This is a genomic window from Wolbachia endosymbiont (group B) of Silvanus unidentatus (genome assembly GCF_964028615.1).
Taxonomy (GTDB): Bacteria; Pseudomonadota; Alphaproteobacteria; order Rickettsiales; family Anaplasmataceae; genus Wolbachia.
This window is the reverse complement of the sequence record NZ_OZ034795.1, coordinates 660,564-680,315: the sequence shown is the minus strand read 5'-3', so window position 1 is coordinate 680,315 and position 19,752 is coordinate 660,564. Positions and strand designations below refer to the sequence as shown.

Annotated in this window: 17 protein-coding genes, 1 tRNA gene, 1 other RNA gene and 1 pseudogene; 8 read left to right on the top strand and 12 right to left on the bottom strand. The window is 33.9% G+C overall.

All coding sequences use genetic code 11. The features are described from left to right. The first annotated feature begins 133 nt into the window (after nucleotides 1–133). Nucleotides 134–482, top strand: an RNA gene (gene rnpB, locus ABWU65_RS03145) — RNase P RNA component class A. A 194-nt stretch (nucleotides 483–676) separates the two neighbouring features. Continuing rightward, a pseudogene (gene tnpA / locus ABWU65_RS03140) lies at nucleotides 677–1,095 on the top strand (IS200/IS605 family transposase). Between the two features lie 293 nt (nucleotides 1,096–1,388). On the opposite strand, the gene ABWU65_RS03135 reads toward tnpA, so the two are convergent. Continuing rightward, a complete protein-coding gene (locus tag ABWU65_RS03135; RefSeq protein ID WP_007302014.1) occupies nucleotides 1,389–2,159 on the bottom strand; it encodes a response regulator transcription factor in 771 nt (256 codons plus the stop codon). A 323-nt stretch (nucleotides 2,160–2,482) separates the two neighbouring features. On the opposite strand from ABWU65_RS03135, the gene ABWU65_RS03130 reads away from it, so the two are divergent. From ABWU65_RS03130 to ABWU65_RS03115, 4 genes are read left to right on the top strand one after another with little or no spacing between them, the layout of a single operon-like run. Further along, complete coding sequence (locus tag ABWU65_RS03130) at nucleotides 2,483–3,460, top strand: NAD(P)H-dependent glycerol-3-phosphate dehydrogenase (protein WP_007302013.1); 978 nt, start codon at nucleotides 2,483–2,485, stop codon at nucleotides 3,458–3,460. A gap of 19 nt (nucleotides 3,461–3,479) precedes the next feature. After that, a complete protein-coding gene (locus ABWU65_RS03125) occupies nucleotides 3,480–3,962 on the top strand; it encodes a phosphatidylglycerophosphatase A (RefSeq protein WP_029237689.1) in 483 nt (160 codons plus the stop codon). Continuing rightward, nucleotides 3,952–4,743: a GNAT family N-acetyltransferase gene (locus ABWU65_RS03120; protein ID WP_064085647.1), complete on the top strand. Its 792-nt coding sequence runs from the start codon at nucleotides 3,952–3,954 to the stop codon at nucleotides 4,741–4,743. The genes ABWU65_RS03125 and ABWU65_RS03120 overlap by 11 nt, the downstream gene beginning before the upstream one ends. A gap of 35 nt (nucleotides 4,744–4,778) precedes the next feature. Then, nucleotides 4,779–5,915 (top strand): hypothetical protein, encoded by a 1,137-nt coding sequence (locus tag ABWU65_RS03115; RefSeq protein WP_019236658.1) that lies wholly within the window; start codon nucleotides 4,779–4,781, stop codon nucleotides 5,913–5,915. 3 nt (nucleotides 5,916–5,918) lie between these two features. Here the strand turns inward: ABWU65_RS03115 and ABWU65_RS03110 are convergent, their stop codons facing one another. From ABWU65_RS03110 to ABWU65_RS03085, 6 genes are all read right to left on the bottom strand, one after another. Continuing rightward, nucleotides 5,919–6,707, bottom strand: a complete 789-nt coding sequence (locus ABWU65_RS03110; protein ID WP_019236657.1) for a succinate dehydrogenase iron-sulfur subunit — start codon at nucleotides 6,705–6,707, stop codon at nucleotides 5,919–5,921. 54 nt (nucleotides 6,708–6,761) lie between these two features. Continuing rightward, nucleotides 6,762–7,220, bottom strand: a complete 459-nt coding sequence (ybeY, locus tag ABWU65_RS03105; RefSeq protein WP_007302008.1) for an rRNA maturation RNase YbeY — start codon at nucleotides 7,218–7,220, stop codon at nucleotides 6,762–6,764. Further along, the gene (locus ABWU65_RS03100; protein WP_019236656.1) at nucleotides 7,214–7,612 is read right to left on the bottom strand and encodes an EVE domain-containing protein; all 399 of its coding nucleotides are present in this window, start codon (nucleotides 7,610–7,612) and stop codon (nucleotides 7,214–7,216) included. The genes ybeY and ABWU65_RS03100 overlap by 7 nt, the downstream gene beginning before the upstream one ends. Next, on the bottom strand, nucleotides 7,612–8,796 hold the full coding sequence (gene ftsZ, locus ABWU65_RS03095; protein ID WP_214303261.1) for a cell division protein FtsZ: 1,185 nt from the start codon (nucleotides 8,794–8,796) through the stop codon (nucleotides 7,612–7,614). Before ftsZ ends, ABWU65_RS03100 begins: the two co-directional genes overlap by 1 nt. A 244-nt stretch (nucleotides 8,797–9,040) precedes the next feature. After that, nucleotides 9,041–9,562, bottom strand: coding sequence for a hypothetical protein (locus ABWU65_RS03090; protein ID WP_353280292.1), 522 nt, complete (start codon nucleotides 9,560–9,562; stop codon nucleotides 9,041–9,043). Nucleotides 9,563–9,639: 77 nt separating this feature from the next. Next, nucleotides 9,640–11,151 carry a YifB family Mg chelatase-like AAA ATPase gene (locus ABWU65_RS03085; RefSeq protein ID WP_353280291.1) on the bottom strand — a complete coding sequence of 504 codons (1,512 nt, stop codon included), beginning with the start codon at nucleotides 11,149–11,151 and terminating at the stop codon, nucleotides 9,640–9,642. Between the two features lie 120 nt (nucleotides 11,152–11,271). Here ABWU65_RS03085 and ABWU65_RS03080 point away from each other — a divergent pair, with 120 nt between their 5' ends. Both ABWU65_RS03080 and ABWU65_RS03075 read left to right on the top strand, forming a co-directional pair. Further along, nucleotides 11,272–12,042 carry a polysaccharide deacetylase family protein gene (locus ABWU65_RS03080; protein WP_353280290.1) on the top strand — a complete coding sequence of 257 codons (771 nt, stop codon included), beginning with the start codon at nucleotides 11,272–11,274 and terminating at the stop codon, nucleotides 12,040–12,042. A 20-nt stretch (nucleotides 12,043–12,062) separates the two neighbouring features. After that, nucleotides 12,063–13,619: a penicillin-binding transpeptidase domain-containing protein gene (locus ABWU65_RS03075; protein WP_353280289.1), complete on the top strand. Its 1,557-nt coding sequence runs from the start codon at nucleotides 12,063–12,065 to the stop codon at nucleotides 13,617–13,619. 100 nt (nucleotides 13,620–13,719) lie between these two features. On the opposite strand, the gene lon is transcribed toward ABWU65_RS03075, so the two are convergent. The 5 genes from lon to ABWU65_RS03050 all read right to left on the bottom strand — a co-directional run bounded on the left by lon (nucleotide 13,720) and on the right by ABWU65_RS03050 (nucleotide 19,687). Next, nucleotides 13,720–16,176, bottom strand: coding sequence for an endopeptidase La (lon, locus tag ABWU65_RS03070; protein WP_353280288.1), 2,457 nt, complete (start codon nucleotides 16,174–16,176; stop codon nucleotides 13,720–13,722). A 15-nt stretch (nucleotides 16,177–16,191) separates the two neighbouring features. Next, on the bottom strand, nucleotides 16,192–17,469 hold the full coding sequence (gene clpX / locus ABWU65_RS03065; protein ID WP_353280287.1) for an ATP-dependent Clp protease ATP-binding subunit ClpX: 1,278 nt from the start codon (nucleotides 17,467–17,469) through the stop codon (nucleotides 16,192–16,194). Continuing rightward, nucleotides 17,469–18,095 (bottom strand): ATP-dependent Clp endopeptidase proteolytic subunit ClpP, encoded by a 627-nt coding sequence (gene clpP / locus ABWU65_RS03060; RefSeq protein WP_353280286.1) that lies wholly within the window; start codon nucleotides 18,093–18,095, stop codon nucleotides 17,469–17,471. The genes clpX and clpP overlap by 1 nt, the downstream gene beginning before the upstream one ends. A gap of 11 nt (nucleotides 18,096–18,106) precedes the next feature. Continuing rightward, nucleotides 18,107–19,450 (bottom strand): trigger factor, encoded by a 1,344-nt coding sequence (tig, locus tag ABWU65_RS03055; protein ID WP_353280285.1) that lies wholly within the window; start codon nucleotides 19,448–19,450, stop codon nucleotides 18,107–18,109. Between the two features lie 155 nt (nucleotides 19,451–19,605). After that, a tRNA-Leu gene (locus ABWU65_RS03050) sits at nucleotides 19,606–19,687 on the bottom strand. Nucleotides 19,688–19,752: the final 65 nt, after the last annotated feature.

Here is a 19,752-nt window from a genome sequence, read left to right as displayed (position 1 = left end):
GAAAAAAGCTTATCTTGGGATAGCGATGATGTACCGGAATATCACCTTTAGCTATTTGTCTGAATGTTTTTAGTATGTAGACTGTTAGGAAATTTTCTTTTGCTTTTATGATTTTAATGTTAAAGTATAATTCCTAGGTGCAATAAGTAGCTGCTGTTGTGTGATAAACACAGCAGAGGAAAGTCCGAGCTCCAAGAAAAGGTAGTGACGGGTAACGCCCGCCGGAGGTAACTCCAGTTATAGGGCTACAGAAAATTACCGCCTAAATATTATTAGGTAAGGGTGAAAAGGTGTGGTAAGAGCACACCATAACAATGGCAACATTGGTAGTCAAGTAACCAACACTAGGAGCAAGATTAAATAGAAGTAGATTTTATGTTTTTCTCATATCTACTCGGGTAAATCGCACGAAGTAAATGGTAACATTTACTCCAGATAAATAGCTACATAAACAGAACTCGGCTTATATTTCACCTAGGCAATACATGAATGTCAGCCATACTATGTAAATGTATCAAACATTTCACATACCCTGTACGCTCAATTTGACCACCTATATTCCTTTTACTTCTTGGCTTATCTCTTTATTTTATTGTCCCAAATTTGGGAGAAAAACCCTGGACTTGAAGTCCATCCTTTTAAGAATATAATTTTAAGGTGAAAAATCTGAAAGAATGTGGAATATTATAGAAAAAGCAGTCACTCTGTATATATATCACATAGTGTGGATAACAAAATATCGATATCCAGTACTAGTTGGAGATATTGGACAGAAAGCTAAAGAAGTTGTACAAGAAGTATGTGCAAATAATCAAGTAGAAATTATCAGAGGTAGAGTTGCGTCAAGTCATGTACACGTATACGTTTCTGTACCCCCATACTTAAGTATTAGTAAGTTAGTGCAGTTAATAAAAGGAAAAAGTTCCAGAAAAATCCAGCAAAACTTTCCAGAGCTAAAAAAGAGATATTGGGTTGTGGGCAGTAGGCTAGTTTGTCAGGACTAGCGGAAATGTAACTGACGAAATGATAAAAAATTATATTGAAAATCACTCTAAAAAAGAAGATAAATTTGGTGACTTTCAAGTCGAAAGTTAGCATTCTATGCTCTCTCTCAATCTTTGGATTTTAATCCATAGTGGTTGAATTCCTTTTGAACTTAACAAAGCTTGAATTTTAACCGAGCTTTTCCTTTAACTAGTCATTCTCTATCTCTAAAGCCTTACTTTCTTACCTATAACTTTTTAGCTCCGCTTCCAACTTTTCTATCTTTTGTTGCAAATCTTTGTAAAGTTCTAAAAGACTGACCACGTTACCTCACTTTTAGGATTAGTTTTTATCTTACTAAATCTACCTTTTCGCTTCTTCAATCAACAAGTAAATAAAGCATTTCATGCGCTGTCCTTGACTTGTTCTGCTTGATAGTCACTACTGCTTTCGCTTATATTAACACTAGAGTATTCTTCATCGTCAACATACTCTTTTAGAACATATCCTCTACCCCAAACGGTTTCTATGTGGCTTATTCCGTCATTTGCACTTTCAAGTTTTTTACGTAATTTACACATAAAAACATCAACTATTTTGTTGTCTGAAGGTTCGTCCAAGCCATTGTAAAGATGGTTTAAAAACATTTCTTTTGTCAACACTGCTCCTTTACGCAATGCCAGCAATTCTATCATGGAATACTCTTTGTTAGTAAGGTGAACTGTTTTGCCTTTTACCTCAACAATCCTGTGATCAAAATTGATATTCATATTACCAATCTTTATCACTGATTCGGGATGGCCTTTAGTACGTCGGACTATGGCCTTAATTCGAGCTAATAATTCGCTCTTGTGAAATGGCTTGGTTAAGTAATCGTCGGCACCATACCCAAGTCCTTTAGCTTTATGGTTGGCAGCGGAGATACACGAAAGTATTAAAACAGGAACTTTGATTTTTGCACTTCTTAATCTTAAAAGTATATCATATCCATCAATATCACCAGGCAGGTGTATATCTAGAATAACTAGATCGTAACAGTCTCCACCCGAGGAAACCATATTATTGTTATAATCTTGTGCAGAAGTAACAACGTCGCAAAAATGTCCATCAGAAGTTAAGGCATTAACTACAGTCCTTGCACTTACTTGATCATCTTCAATTAATAATATACGCATATTTTACACCCCATAAATAATTTATAATTTTAGTAATATATATAACCAAGGAAAGTAACAAATCAAATTTTTATTAATGAATAATAGAAATTACACTTATTAATTAATAGTTAATGTGTCGTTCCAAAATTATACAAATAGATCTAAAATACAGTAGATATACTATAATAATACTATTTTTAGTAAATATTGAATAGAAGCTATTTTTATTAAAAGAATACTTAGGTTAATAGATATTTAAACTATTTTATACTTTTATGTTATATTTTTAATTTACTTATTCTACAGTTTTAAATTATAAGTAATACTTTCAGGAATATTGAGTGGTAATATCAGTTTTAGGTGCTGGCGCATGGGGTACAGCAATTGCGATTTCATTAAGTGGTAAGAAAAATGTAATTTTGTGGACTCGCAATAAGGCCATATTTGAATCAATTAAAGAGAAAAGAGAAAGTGACAAGCTACCTGATTGTCCAATTTCTGATAATGTATCAGTAAAATTAGCTATTGAAGATGCAGTGAATGCTTCAGTAATAATTCTAGCTGTTCCCACTCAGTCTCTAAGGGAGATATGTCATCAATTGAATGATTGTAACCTAAAAAAAAATGTAGCAATAATTTTGGCTTGTAAGGGAATAGAAAAATCTACATTAAAATTACCTAGTGAAGTAGTCAATGAAGTTTTACCTAATAATCCTCTTGCTGTTTTTTCTGGTCCTAGCTTTGCTATAGAAGTTGCAAGAAAATTACCATATTCGATGGTTCTTGCATGTCAAAATGAAGTATTAGGTTTAAAATTAGTATCAGAGCTACAGCAAGAAAATATTAAATTGTACCTTAGTAGCGATGTTATAGGAATACAGGTTTGTGCAGCGTTAAAGAATGTTTTTGCTATAGCATGTGGGGTTGTTCTAGGTAGGTTTGGGTTTAATGCTCATGCAGCATTAATTACGAAAAGTATGAGTGAAATTAAGGCTTTATACTCAGCAAAAGTTGGTGACGGCAATGTAGATATAAATACACTACTTGGACCAGCATGCTTAGGCGATTTGGTTGTGACATGCACATCATTAAATTCAAGAAATCTATCTTTTGGATCTAAAGTAGCTAATAGTAATGGTTCTAGTGCTCAGCAGATTTTATCAGAAGGTAAGTCGGTAATTGAAGGTTTTAACACTGCTAAGTCTGCATTTGATTTAGCAGAAAAGCTAAAGATAAAAATGCCCATATGTGAAGCGATCTATAGATTGCTATATGAAAATACTTCTATAGAAGATACTATTTCTGTTCTTGTAAATTAGTTTTATATTTCGGTATATTGTGAAATTTTTATATAAATTAATATCAACATGGTGGCTATCTGGCACGGTAAAACACATGCCAGGTACTATAGGCAGCTTGGCTGCTTACCCAATTGTTCCTATATTACTCAATGACAGAATTTTAGGTACAGCAATTATTTTTTTTTTATTCTTAGTTGGATTATGGTCTACAGGCAATTATATACAACATTACAAAGCTCCGCATGATCCAAAAGAGGTAGTAATTGATGAAGTAGTTGGTCAGTTGCTGACAGTACTTCTAGTTTCAATATTATTAGAACAAGAAATGAATAGCTCTGTATTGTTGGTGTGCTTTTTCTCCTTTAGGTTTTTTGATATAATAAAAGTGTGGCCTATAAATTTGATTGATAAAAATACAAAAGGTCCTTTAGGTATTATGCTAGATGATGTTGTAGCTGCAATTTTAGCCTTTGTTTTTATAGGAGCCTTTTATTGTTTATTGTTGGTTTATGCAGAATAAAAAAATTTGTTATTCAAGCTTAATTATTCAGAACCTAAAGGATTATATACTTTATGCAACGAATTTGTCCAAGTGGGAAATACATGACGAATTTGATAATGTTATATTTACAGTAAATGGTACCAGAGAATCGTTATTTAATTTTGTGTTTTGTGAAGATCAATGTACTGAGCTTTCCATATGCAGAACTCTAGATTATCTCAAAGCACGAAATATAGAAGCAACATGGATAATAAGTCCACGTATAAAAATAGGGGGTATTTTAGAAAAATGCGAAATAAAACACGTTAGCACACCAAAAAAAGTTTTACTCAATATAAAAGATTATTTTTTGCCTGATGATGCTGTTCCAAATTTGAAGTTCAATGTTGTAAATAGTAGTGAGCTCTTAGAGCAATTAGATTTACACACTTCTAAAATTTTTTATCACAGAATTAGTATTGTTAGCACATTTTTTCGCCAATTATCGAATTATGATGATAAGAGCTCAAGGTTAAGATTTTTTCTTGTAATGCTAAATAACGAAATTGTTGGAACATGCGGTCTTTATATTCAAGACAGCATAGCTGGTTTTTATAGCGATGGAGTTTTACCAATTTACAGGGGTCGTGGAATAGGAACTCAAATGGTTCTAGAAAGAATAAAGATAGCTAGGCAATTTGAATGCAAATACATAGTAGCACATTGCATGAAACCTTCTGTAAACCTTTATAAGAGATTAGGCTTTAGGGTATTGGGCAATCTTCACTTATATACCTCTTCAGTACAATCTCTTTGCTGAGAGGTTATAAATTTTTATATTTGTTTTAGAATACTATGTTTTTTTTGTATGAAATAGTTTTACTACTAATTCTAGTATTCTTCTTTTTCTCATATTCTAAATTAAAAATTAGTAATAAAATTAAGGACTTACAACATCAAAATGTTATCATAAATAATTTAATAGATACTGTAAATGATGGATTTTATATTTGGGACGCAAAAAAACGTATAGAAAAATTTTCTCCCAATTTACTAATTTTGCTTAATACTGTTTTTTATTCATTTAATGAGTTTGTAAATTTTTTTGAGCAATCAGAAAGCTTAATTAAAAGTTTTGCTGAGGCAAAGGAAATAAATAAATCTTTTACTCTAGATTTAAAGTCAAAAGACAGTGAGGTTTATTGCACATGTTATGGTAAAAGCATAATAGATTATTCTAATAATGTGATTGGTGTGTTGTTGTGGATAAGAAATATCTCCGATTATAAGATAAAAGCTAATGAACTTGAGTTAGAAAATAGTAAGCTTATGCGAGAATTGGAGAACTATAAAAAAATTTTTGACTCTTTACCATTTCCAATACTGAAGCACAATAAGAATAAAAAAGTAAGGTTTTATAACTTATTTTATGATAAATATATAGGCAGCTCTAAAAAATTTACTGTTGCGAGTGGCTCCTATAACGTAAAACCAGGAGAGTGTGTAATAACTTACAAGAACGAACCTAAGGTTTTTAATTTTGTTGAAGTTCCAGTGCAAAATTCTAATAGCATAGTAATGTATGGAAAAGATATTAGTGATGAAAAAAAATTACATACTGAGCTAAGCAATTGTTTAGCTGCACAAGAAAGTTTGCTTGAGAAGCTATCGATTGCTGTAGCGATATATAGTAAGAATCAAAAGCTAAAATTTTATAATAATGCTTTTATAAAAACTTTTCAGTTTGATCCAAAATTTTTGGAGTCTTATCCAACTTATCACGAGATTATGCTTCACCTATTTGAATCTAAAAAGCTTTTAGGAAAAAAGGATTTTCAAACTATTAATAATCAAAGACATGAGTTGTTTAAAAGATTACTGGAATCATATGGTGAAACAATACATTTCATGAATGGAAGAACGTTTAGAGTATTAACAATACCCTATGCTTCAGAGGGTCTACTATTTTCTTACGAAGAGTGCCAGAAATAACACTCAAATTCCTTCTCTCTCTACCATAAGCTGTTTTACTTTCGCTATCGCTTTTGCTGGGTTAAGCCCTTTCGGGCAGGTTTTTGTACAATTCATTATTGTATGACAACGATACAACTTAAATGGGTCGTTTAAAGAAGCAAGTCTTTCTTCTTTCTTATTATCACGACTGTCAGCAATCCATCTATAAGCTTGCAGTAATACCGCTGGCCCTAAAAATTTATCACCATTCCACCAATAGCTTGGGCAACCAGTCGAACAGCAAGCACATAGTATACAATCAGACAGACCATCCAATTTTTTTCTATCTTCAGGAGATTGAAAGTATTCTTTATTTTGTAAGGCAGATTTATCTGTTTGTAACCAAGGTTTAATCGATTTGTATTGCTCATAAAATTGGCTTAGATCTGGAACTAGATCCTTTACTATATACATATGAGGTAGTGGATATATTTTTACTTCACCTTTTATATCATGTATAGATTTAGTGCATGCAAGAGTGTTGGTACCATCAATATTCATTGCACAAGATCCGCATATTCCTTCTCTGCAAGAGCGTCTAAAAGTTAAGGTTGAATCTATTTCATCCTTTATTTTTATTAATGCATCAAGTACCATAGGGCCACAATTATCCATATCGATAAAAAATGTGTCTATTCTTGGATTTTTATCATCATCAGCAGACCAACGATAAATTTGAAATCTTCTAATATTTTTTGCTCCAGTAGGAGTAGGATAAACCTTGCCCTTTTTATTAACTTTAGAATTTTTTGGTAAAGAAAACTGAACCATATTGCTTACCTTTTACAGCTAAAACCCCTTTTTTGTAAATAACATATTTTGGTATTATCTACCATACTTTTCCTTTTCAAATTCAAGCAAAGCTAAAATCTTGCTCTCTAAACTTTTCATTATAATTTCTTCATCTTCTTTTTGATGATCATAGCCAAGTAAATGCAGCAATCCATGAACTAACATGTGTGCAGTGTGAGTGAGGATAGATATACAGTACTCATGAGACTCTCTTTCTATTGTATCTACTGCAATTGCTATGTCTCCTAGATCACATTCACTAGATAACTGTTCGCATGGAAATGATAGTACATTAGTTGGCTTATCTATTTCTCTAAACTTAAGATTAAGTTGATGTAGCAAGTTATCATCAGCGAGAGCTATTGATATATTTGGTTTATAATGATCTATTTTTAATTCTTTTAGAGAAGCATTAATAATATTTAATACAAAACTCTGTGGGTCCTTCGTAATACTATGCCACCTCTTATCAAGAATGCTCACTTCTAACATTCGCTCATCCTTATTATTTCATTCCACTCAGTCTCTAAAACTGGAGAAACTGATAAACGTGATTGTTTTAATATAACCATATTTTTCAAAAGTGGGTTTTGTTTTATACTGTTTAACGTCACTTGGTTACTTAAAGGTTTCAAAAATTTTACATTCACTAGTCCAAATTTGGAATTATAAACATGATAATACTCCTTTAATACTTCAACTATTCCAAGTATAACTCTCTCTTTACCTGTATGATAAAAAAATGCAAGATCGCCTAATTTCATAGCTCTCATGTAATTTTGAGCTTGATAATTGCATACACCATTCCACTGCGTCACCTGCTCCTTTCCCATTTTTTGCCACGAGTATTCACTTGGTTCTGACTTTAGTAGCCAAAATTGCATTATTTTTTTCTTCTTAAATAAGCTGGTATATCATAAACATTGCTGCCCCACTTAACTCTTTCATTTGTTTGCTCAGTTGAAGCATATTCTTTTGTTTCTGATATTGGAATTTGATTATAAGGCCATTTAAAATTTTTTTCCTCTGCTGGGATCTTGTTTTGATTAACAGATGAATTGTCGTTACAGCTATCAATGCCAGTTGCAAGAACAGAAACTCTAACTCTTCCTTCCATCGCCTGATCAAAAGTAGCACCAAATATTATATTTGCATTTTCATCCACTTCTTCACGCACTCTATTTGCTGCAGAATCAACTTCAAATAGAGTCATATCTCCACCACCAGTAATATTAATCAATATTCCTTGTGCACCTTTCATTGATACATTGTCAAGCAATGGATTAGATATCGCAGCCTCTGCAGCACTAATTGCCCTATCTTCTCCTTCTGCCTCTCCAGTACCAATCATTGCTTTACCCATCTCACTCATTACTGTTTCTATATCAGCAAAATCAAGATTAATCAGTCCTGGCATGATCATCAAATCAGTTACTCCTCTTATGCCAATATGTAGAACATTATCGGCGAGTTGAAATGCGTCAGCAAATGTAGTTTTCTCGTTAGCAATTCTAAATAAATTTTGATTGGGAATGACAATAAGTGTATCTACGTATTTTTGCAACTCTTCAAGTCCAAGCTCTGCAATGCGCATACGTCGCACACCTTCAAAACCGAACGGCTTAGTTACAACTCCAACAGTCAGTATCTTTTTTTCTTTTGCTCCTTTATCTTTAACTACCGCTCTTGCTTCTCTGGCTGCTTTTGCAATTACCGGTGCAGCACCTGTTCCAGTACCACCACCCATCCCTGCTGTGATAAAGAGCATATGGCTATCTTTTATATGCTCCATAATTTCATCAATTGATTCTTCTGCTGCACCTTTACCAACATCAGGCAAAGCACCAGCACCAAGGCCCTTAGTTAAGTTAATACCAAGTTGAATTTTTTTATCACATAATGACTTCTCTAACGCTTGAGCATCGGTATTTGCTACAACAAAATTTACTCCTTGTAAATTGGATTGAATCATGTTGTTCACAGCATTTCCACCAGCACCACCCACTCCCACAACGGTAATCCTTGGGTGCAATATGGGTAATTCTGGTAAACTAAGGTCAATTGACATTTAAATTTTACTCAAATATTAGTGAATTCACTTGATAACAAGTTACTGCTTTTTTAACAATATGCAAACATTTTTCATTTTGACATACGCAAACAGTAAACAAGATTTACTTATTCTTAACATTGTTAATCAGTAGGTATAATAATTGCAGACCTTCAAACAACACTATTTAAGATGCAAAAAAACAGAAAGTACTTGTAAGTAAAAAAGGACAGAAGCCTGTCCTTTTTGTTGAAAGCATAATTTATACAGAGAGGCGCTTCACCAAGCAAGTCATTTGTTTAAGTTCATTAATCTTAGTCTCTGGTTGTGTATTCTCTTTGTTTACTTTTGCTGCTATTTTGTCGATGTCGCCATTGAGGGCTTTAATTTCCTCTGATTTACCACTGTTTTTATATGCAAGCACAGGTGCAGTTATTAAAGCTGCTACTGCAGCAAGAACTACCAAACTAGCAATGAGTGGATGAGCAACTGCAAATGCAGACATTGCAGTAATAGCAGGACTAACAAGTGTTGCAGCTTTTGTTCCAACTGTACCAACAAAGGTTGCATAAGCTGGACTTAAGAGATAAGCAGCCGTAAGCGCCACCACTGAAAGTGTAACAAGAGCAATTGCACCTGTTCTCCCTTTATTATGCATAGCGTACTGACCAGCTCCATTAGCAGCACCTGGAATTCCCCAGTATTTTTCAGCTTTTTCGTATCCTTGTGCAATAGCATGAGGAAAGCTATTCCCACTCTGATATTTATATTTTGTCCATTTCATAACTCTACTCCTAAAATATTAAAATTTCACTAATGGTAGTATATGGCAAAAAAAAGCTGCCCGTCAAGTAAATTAATTTATTTATACATTCTTATTCTGTAATTCAGCGCTTCTGAGATGTGTGCTCTTTTTATTTCCTCACTTTTCGCAAGATCTGCAATGGTTCTTGCGACTCTTAATACACGTGTATAGCCTCGATTGGAAATGTAATTTTCTTTCAGTACGTATTTTAGCAATTCTAACCCTTCCTGATCTGGTTCAGTGAATTTATTTAATGCTTCACCACTGACTTCTGCATTGCAACGAATATTAAATTTACTATAACGCTCAGTTTGAATTTTCCTCGCTGCTATCACCCTTCCTCTTATAGCCTCGGTACTTTCTCCCTCCACAGAGATTTCAGGAGAAAGTATGCTAACATTTGGCATTTCAATGCATATGTCTATTCTATCAAGCAAAGGTCCTGATATTTTATTTCTATAATCTGTGCCGCATTTTGGAGCTTTATTGCACGATCTGCTTACATCACCTAAATAACCGCACCTGCAGGGATTCATTGCAGCTATAAGTTGAAAATTAGCTGGATAAGTAATGTGAGCATTTGCCCTTGCGATAGTTACTTTTCTATCTTCAAGTGGTTGACGTAGAGAATCAAGTACAAGCCTTGGAAATTCAGGTAGCTCATCAAGAAATAACACACCATTGTGAGCCATGGTGATTTCCCCAGGCTTTGCATTTTTTCCTCCTCCTATCATCGCTGGCATGGAGCATGAATGATGAGGTTCACGAAAGGGACGAGTTACTTTAAATGTTTCGTTACCGGCTTTTGTTATGCTAGAGATAATATTAACATCAATCATCTCCTGCTCAGTCAAATCAGGTAATAGCCCTATAAATCGCTTAGCAAGCATTGATTTTCCAGTACCAGGAGGTCCAACAAGAAGCATATTGTGTCCACCTGCTGCTGCAATTTCAGCTGCTCTTTTTGCAACAACTTGACCTTTAATATCCTTTATATCTGGAACTGAATTTTTTTCTTTGGGTGCAGCGCTATAGTTAAAAGTTACCGGCTGAATTAACTGCTCACCCTTAAAATGTCTGATAATATCGGTTAATTTCTCTATAGCTAGAATAGAAACATTCTTTACCCATGAAGCTTCTATTCCATTTCCCCTTGGGCAAATTACTCCTTTATTTGACTGTTTTGCATTGATTGCTGTTGGAAGTACTCCTGAGATTGGTATGACTCTGCTGTCTAGTGCAAGCTCGCCCATAATTATATAAGACTGAACTTTTTCAACTGGTATCACATTCATTACAACAAGTAATCCAACAGCAATAGCTAAGTCATAATGACTACCTTCTTTAAGCAAATCCGCAGGGGAAAGATTAACCGTAATCCTTTTTGGAGGTAACAGAAGATTGATTGAATTTAACGCTGCTCTGATACGCTCTCTGGATTCTGCAACAGTTTTATCCGGCAGTCCAACAATATTAAAAGCTGGAATACCATTTGCCATGTGAATTTGTGCATTAATATTTACTGTGCTGGTTCCCTGAAGAGCAACGGTATTTATATTTGCAATCATACTATATTATATAAAGTTATTAATATAATATATTGACAAAGTAACGAAGTAAACAGTAGCTGCTAAAAGTGGTTTAATTTAGCAAAAAAGTGTAGTACTCTATCACTTTGCTGATTATATATGTTTATAAGAATAATCGCTTTTCTTTTGCTATATTCAAGCGCAGTTTTCTGTAGTGATTGTAACTTTAACTTACCATATCGTGGGCTCAGTTGTGATTTGGATCTATCATATAGAAATTTAAGTAATATAAAGAAATTATTGAATAACAAAGATAAGTTCGTTGCACTTACGTTTGATGATGGACCGTCTTATAATAGAGCAGGAGATATTATTAATATTCTGGAGAGCAATGAAACAAAAGCGACATTTTTTGTGCTTGGTGAGCGTATAAATAAAAAAACATCTGAAATAGTAAACAAAATCCATAAAGCAGGTCATGAATTAGGTAATCATTCTTGGTCGCATAGGAAGTTGACATCACTTTCAAGTGAGGAGCAATTGCAAGAACTGGAAAAGACAAATGTGGCAATTAAAAATGCAACAGAACAGAATGTAAAATGGTTTCGTCCACCATATGGATGTCATAACGATAATTTGATCAAAAATACTAATCGATTAAATATGTATTCCATATTATGGACAGTTGATTCTCTGGACTGGCAAGGCGATAAATCAGAAATTCTGGTTGAAAGAGTTTTAAGCAATGTACATAATGGAGCGATTATATTGTTCCATGATCACGATAACAAATCAAATACAGTTGAAGCTTTACCTCAGATTATTGAAATACTAAAAAAATCGGGTTACAAACTTGTTACCTTAAGTGAGTGGGAAGAAAGGGTTTGTGATGTAGTGAAAGCTAGAAATGTGCCAATAAAAGGAGGATGAGTGCGTTCTAAAGGAATTCTATGTGGACAAAAAACAAGGTCTTCAACCGTAGGTTATTCATATTAGGTGGTATTCAGCTTACTATTTCTGCTATTTTTAGTTGTAGGTTGTATACTTTACAAGTACGAGATAGACAAAAATATGAAGTGCTATCCAATAATAATAGGATAAAAGTTGTTACTATTGTGCCTAAACGAGGCAGGATTTTGGATAGGAATAGCGTTGAACTTGCAGTAAACAAAATTTCGTATATTGTTTTGTTTGATGGGCAAAAAACCTTTACTAGGGAAGTTGATTTGCAGATGTTATCAGAAATTAAACCTGATGCAACAAAATCATCAGATACAAAAGTAACTGCTCTTTATAAACGTTATTACCCGTTTGGTTCGATATGTTCTCATATAATCGGATATACAAAAAGACAGCAAGACATAAATGAAGCAGGGGTTAGTGGAATTGAATATACATATGATCATGTATTAAAAGGCAAGACCGGAAAATCTGAGCAGGAAATAAATTCTAAGAAGCGTATCATGAGAGAGTTATCTAGCATACCGCAGCAAGACGGACAAGATATACAGCTGACAATTGATGTTGATTTACAGAAGAAAATTGCAGAGATATTTAAAGACCACCAAGGTTCCACAGTGGTAATTGATGTAAATAACGGAGAAATTTTAGCATTATATAATTCACCTTCTTACGATAATAATCTTTTCACTAGCAGATTATCAAATGAAACTTGGAAAAATTTAAACAATTCTTCATTACCGCTTGTAAACCGTGCATTATCATATCAAATTCCACCTGGTTCAATATTTAAAATAATAGATGCGCTTGCGGGTTTAAAAGATGGAATAATAACACCAGAAGAAAAGTTCTCGTGTAGGGGATATATGAAAATAGGTGAACGAAAATTTCGTTGCCTAAAAAGCAAAGTCCATGGATATGTATCTTTAAACGAGGCAATGGCCTTCTCATGCAACACTTACTTTTATAATATAGGAAAAAAAATAAATGTAGATTCTCTACTAGAAATGGCTAGCAAATTTGGTATAGGAAGTGGACCATTAATTGGAATGTTTAAGGAAGAAGCCCCGGGATTGTTGCCTGATGTGGATTGGCGTGCACGCAAGCTATATTCAGAGTGGTATTTAGGTGATACCATTAACTTAGTTATAGGACAAGGGTATTTACTTACAACGCCATTACAGCTTGCGGTTCTTGCAGCGAGGGTTGCAACAGGAAAGGAGGTAATTCCCCACATTGAGATGAGTAAACCAGGGCAAGACTTTCTTGATATTGATGTGAATCATGAGCATCTTAGTGTGGTTCGAAAAGCTATGTTTGACGTGGTGAATTCTAACTATAGAAAAGGACTAGGCAGTATACAAATTGCTGGCAAAACCGGTACACCAGAGATAAACTCTAAAGGTGAAAGTCATAAATTGTTTATCGCTTATGGCCCCTACCATGATCCGCGCTATGCAATCTCAGTGTTTATAGAACATGGCAAAACTCCACGCCAAGATGTTGCAATTGCTAGTGAGATATTGCAATATATGCTTGAAAAATGAACTTATGAAATTGCCATATATGTTACTTGTAATTTATATATTCAAATCAGAGCTTTGAGGTTAAAAAAAAAGAAACGCAAATTGCATAAACCTTTTCAATTTAGTGCTTTAATGTTTCTAACGCAGAGAAGGTACTATCTTTATTTTCTATGGAGGAAGGTAGACTATTTTGATTATCACCATCAATTGAAGTAATAGGGCGAGTTAAAGCAATTTTTATAACTTCATCAATATTCTTAGCAAAAATTACGTTGACCCCTTCTTTAATATTTGCGGGAATCTCCTGCATATCTTTCTCATTTTCACTTGGTATAATCACAGTTTTGATTGATCCTCTTAGCGCAGCAAGCAATTTTTCTCTCAAGCCCCCGATAGCCAAAACTCTACCGCGCAATGTTACTTCGCCTGTCATAGCAACACTTTTGTTAACTGATATATTTGTCATGAGAGAAACAATAGACGTACATACTGCACTGCCAGCAGAGGGACCATCTTTTGGCACAGCACCTTCAGGTACATGCAAATGTATATCATTATTTTGGAATTTTTCGGGCTTTATACCGAAAAATAAACAATTTGATCGCACATAACTATACGCAGCTTTTATAGACTCTTGCATAACTTCTCCAAGCTTTCCTGTATATTTTATCTCCCCCTTACCAGGAATTAGGACTGACTCTATCATCAAAATATCACCACCTGTTTCAGTATAGGCAAGACCAGTTACTATCCCTACCAAACTCTCATTTTCTGCAATGCCAAAGGTATACTTACGTACCCCTAGATAATCTTGTAAATTACCAATCTCTACGGATATTTTCTTATTTTTATCAGTTAATATTGCTTTAACTGCTTTTCTCATGAGTTTTGCAAGTTCCCTTTCCATGCTTCGCACGCCGCTTTCACGTGTATATAAACGTATCAACTCGTATAATGCTTCATTGGTTATTTCCCACTCCTTCTGATGCAAACCATGCTCTTTTTTTAATTTTGGAATAAGGTGATGTGTAGCAATACTGATCTTCTCGTCTTCGGTATACCCAGATAATTGTATAATTTCCATCCTATCACGCAAAGGATGCGGTAAATTTAAGCTATTTGCTGTGGCTACAAACATTACACTTGAAAGATCAAACTCAACTTCCAAGTAATGATCTGTAAAATGTTTATTGTGCTCAGTATCCAAAACCTCAAGTAATGCAGATGCAGGATCACCACGCGAATCAGAACCCATCTTATCTATTTCATCAAGCAGGAAAAGTGGGTTGCATGAATTAGCTTTTTTCATGTGTTGAATGATTTTACCAGGCATTGAGCCAATATAAGTTTTCCTGTGTCCTCGTATTTCAGACTCATCACGTATACCACCAAGAGATATGCGAACAAAATCTCTTCCTACTGCTTTTGCCATAGACTTAGCTAAAGAAGTTTTACCAACACCAGGTGGTCCAACTAAGCAAAGTATAGGACCCTTTATCTCTTTTACTCTCTTTAATACTGCTAAAAATTCTATTATTCTATCTTTTACTTTCTCTATGCCATAATGATTTTCATCTAAGATTTTTTTAGCCGCATTTAAGTTAATTTTTGCATCTTTGTACTTTCCCCATGGCAAATCAAGCAACCAATGCAAGTAACTAGATATAACTGTTGCTTCAGGAGAAATGGGATTCATTTTCTTATATCTCTTTAAGTCAGTTATGGCTTTCTCTTTTGCTTCCTCAGAAAGCTTTGTTTCATTTATCTTTTTTTCAAATTCATTGAGTATATTCCCTTCATCTCCATTTTCAAACTCACCTAATTCTTTCTGTATAGCTTTTAATTGCTCATTAAGGTAGTAAACTTTTTGAGTACTTTCAACCTGTGATTTAATTGTCTTATACAAGCGGTTTTGTGCACTCAAAATACTTATTTCTCTCTCAATAAGAGCAAAAACTTTTTTTAAACGCTCTTTTGGGTTATAAACTTCAAGTATGTTTTGCTTGTCTGATACCTTTATATTTAAGTACGAAGCTATCATATCTACAATTTGATTAACCTCTTTAACTTGATCAATGGGGTCAATAATAATCTCGGGCCGACTTTTCTTGCTTAGTTTACACCAATTGTCAAATGCATCTATAACAGAACGCCTTAAAGCTTCTAAATCAATATTATCTTCATTTTCTCCATACTCATAATGACCATCTAACGCTACTCTGGCCTTTAACAAAGTGTGAGAGCTAATATATTCTATAACTCTTCCCCTTCTTACCCCATGAATCATGACTTTTACTGCATTGTCAGGCAGTTTTATTAATGGTTGTATAATGTTTGCTAACACACCTACTTCATAAAGATTCTCTGGCTCTGGATTATCAATAGAACCATCTTTTTGTGCTATGAGAAAAATCTCGTTTTGGTGACTACTGCTACTTATTGCATACTCTAGTGCATGAACAGATTTTTCTCTACCTACGAATAAAGGCAACATTATATTTGGAAAAATTACTACATCTCTTAGAGGTAATACTGGTAATACAGTAGAATTAAAGTTTACAGCACGTCCAATACTCATAATATATGCCTCAAATTAATCATTAACCGTTATAACACTACCCTTATTATTATGATTAATCGTCACTTTGCCTAATTCTACCATTTTCTTAGTAACCGTTATAGTGCTACCTTCAAAACCTCCGTTGCCGGATATATACATAACATCAAGCAAAAGTGACTCTAAGATAGCACGTAACATCCTTGCACCTGTTTTATAGCTTATAGCTTTTTTAGCAATAGCTGATATTGCTTCATCTGAAAACTCAAGGTTTACTTTACTAAATGCAAGCAATGCTTTATATTGTTTTACTAGCGCATTTCTTGGCTCTGTCAACACATGTATTAAATCTTCGTGATCCAGCTCATCTAGAACAGCAGTTATTGGAACCCGTCCTACAAATTCGGGTATCAAACCGAATTTGATTAAGTCCTCAGGTTGAGCATCGCGTAAAGCATTTTTTTTCTTTTGTGCTTTAGACTGACTTATATCTGCTCCAAAGCCAACTGATGTTCCCTTTTTTCTTGCCTCAATAATTTTATTTAGGCCTTCAAAAGCTCCTCCACAAATAAATAGTATGTTACTAGTGTCTACTTGTATAAACTCTTGTTGCGGGTGTTTTCGCCCTCCTTGTGGAGGAACATAAGCAACCGTACCTTCCATGATTTTTAGTAGAGCTTGTTGGACCCCTTCACCTGAAACATCACGGGTTATTGAAGCGCTTTCAGACTTTCTTGTGATCTTGTCTATTTCATCGATAAACACTATACCATGCTGTGCCTTTGCAACATCATAATTTGCAGCTTGTAATAGACGTGACAACACGCTTTCTACATCATCACCTACATAACCTGCCTCAGTCAAAGTTGTCGCATCGGCCATAGCAAATGGCACATCTGAAACTTTAGCAAGTGTTTTTGCTAGCAAAGTCTTACCAGAACCAGTAGGGCCAATAAGCATTATATTTGACTTCTCAATTTCAATATCACTTATAGAATGAAGTTGCACCATGGATTGACAATGGTTATACATAGCCACAGATAAAACGTGTTGCGCATGTTCCTGACCTACAACATGCTTACTAAGAAAATTTTTTATATCTTCAGGTTTCTTTAGTAATAGCTTCATATCAGATATATGATCTGAATTAAAAGCTCTCTCTTTCTTTTGACTTATTGCTTTATGGGATAACTCTATGCATTCATTACAAATGAACACCTTTAAACCATCTGAAGAGTTAGTAATCAACTTATCTACTTCGTTTTGTGCCTTGTTACAAAAAGAACAGTAGTGTAAATCATTATTGTTATCCATTAAACTACCTTTTGTTTAACTTTAATATTTTCAATCTTCATATCTTTACGCTCAGCTATTACTCTGTCAATTAAGCCAATTTTCATTGCTTCTTCAGGATCCATGAATTTATCTCTTTCCATCATTTCTTCAATTTTTTTTAGTGAATTTCCAGTATGTTTTTCATAAATTTGATTTAATTTTTTCTTAACTCGCAAAATTTCATTAGCATGTATTTCTATATCAGTTGCTTGCCCATGATAACCACCAGATGGCTGATGTATCATAATTCTTGAATGAGGTAGCGAGTAACGTTTACCCTCCGCACCAGCTGTAAGCAACAAAGAACCCATAGATGCAGCTTGACCTATACACAAAGTTGAAACGTCTGGATTTATATACTGCATTGTATCGTAGATCGACAAACCAGCAGTTACAACACCACCTGGTGAGTTAATATACATACAAATGTCTTTATCGGGATTTTCCGATTCTAAAAATAAAAGCTGTGCTACTATTACGCTGGCCATGTTGTCTTCAATAGGGCCAGTTACGAAAATTATTCTTTCTTTTACTAGCCTTGAATATATGTCATAAGCCCGCTCACCGCGACTAGTTTGTTCAACTACAATTGGTATAAGAGTCATACCTTTTCCTATCAAATATTATCAAATAATTCCTTTAATTCTTTCACAGAAACAATCTGTTCTTCTTTACTAGCTTTTTCTATCATATAATCCGTCACTTTATACTCAAGCGCTTGCCCTCTAACTAATTCCTGAAATTGTCCATCTGATTTAAAATGTTTAAATACCCTGTCAAATGATACATCTTTACTGACATATTGATTTACAATAACATTCATAATATCACTTTGAGTTAATGATATTTCATGTTCTTTACTGAACTCCATGAATAGCATTGCAAGCTTTACGCGTCTTTCAGCTTCTTTACACGAATCATCTTTAGCATTCAACTCTCTTTCCACTCTCTGCTGTTCCTGTTTTACTACTTCTATAGGCAAATCAAAACTATAACTAGCATCCAAACAATCAAATAGCTCTTTCTTAATTAAGAGATCTTCCATTTCTTTACACTGATTATCAATTACTTCTTTTACATGATCTATTAGCGAAGAATGATCTTCAAAACCAATTCTCCTAGCTATTTCATTATCACTTTGCAAATCTTTGGCAATCTGAATGTCATTAACTCGAACAGAAAAAGCAGCCTCCTGTCCCGCAAGGGAAATTACCTGGTAATCTTCAGGAAATCTCAACTTAAAGCTTTTTGTTTCCCCTTTTTTCATGCCAATTAATTGATCTTCAAAACCATTTATAAATGTTCCAGATCCTAAATTAACAGTAAAATTTTTGCCACTTCCACCTTGAAAGAGCTTATTTCTAATTCGCCCTTCAAAGTCAATTATCAGTTTATCCTCGTTTTTTGCTTGATAAGAAGCATCATCAACAGAGACAAAGTTAGGAAATTTTGTTTTTATAGAATCAATAAATTCTTTTATGTCTCCCTCTTTGATTTTTGCCTTAACTTTCTTCAAATTTATTTTATCAAGATCTATTACTGGCACTTTTGGCATCGATTCAAAAGATAATTTGTACAGAAAGTCACCTTTTTTATCCTTTTTATCAAGGTTTGGTAATGACATAATATCAACCTTAGGATGGATGTGAGACTTAACTTCGATTTTTTTCATTAAATCACTTGAGCAATAGTCAATCGTATCGTTTATCACATATTCCAAAGCTTCGTTTTTATAATTTGTAATAACAAGATCGTAAGGCATCTTTCCTGATCTAAATCCAGGAAATTTTGCATTCTTCGCTATTTCTTGTAATCTAGAGTTTATCTTTTGTTCTATATAATCACTACTAACTGTGATTTCATACTCATACTTTAGTTTATCTATACTAAGTTCCTTATAGGTATATATATTACTTAATGTATCTGCTTCGACTGCATTTTGAGGTATATTACTAGACATTACAACCTGTTATCAATATTTTATTTATGTTTTAATAAAGCCATTTTACCAGAATTTAAGTTAAATACAATCCTTAAGAACAGGTTCTTATACAAACAAAAGTGTACTTAGTGATTATAAATTTTCTCTTAAAACCTGAGTTACATGACTTTAAGTGCGGATAGAGGGACTTGAACCCCCACGAGCAAGCTCACCAGGACCTAAACCTGGCACGTCTACCAATTTCGCCATATCCGCAAGAGCCCTTCATTAACTTATAGATAACCACTTCTGTCATCTTATGCAATTTAAAGATTAGATTT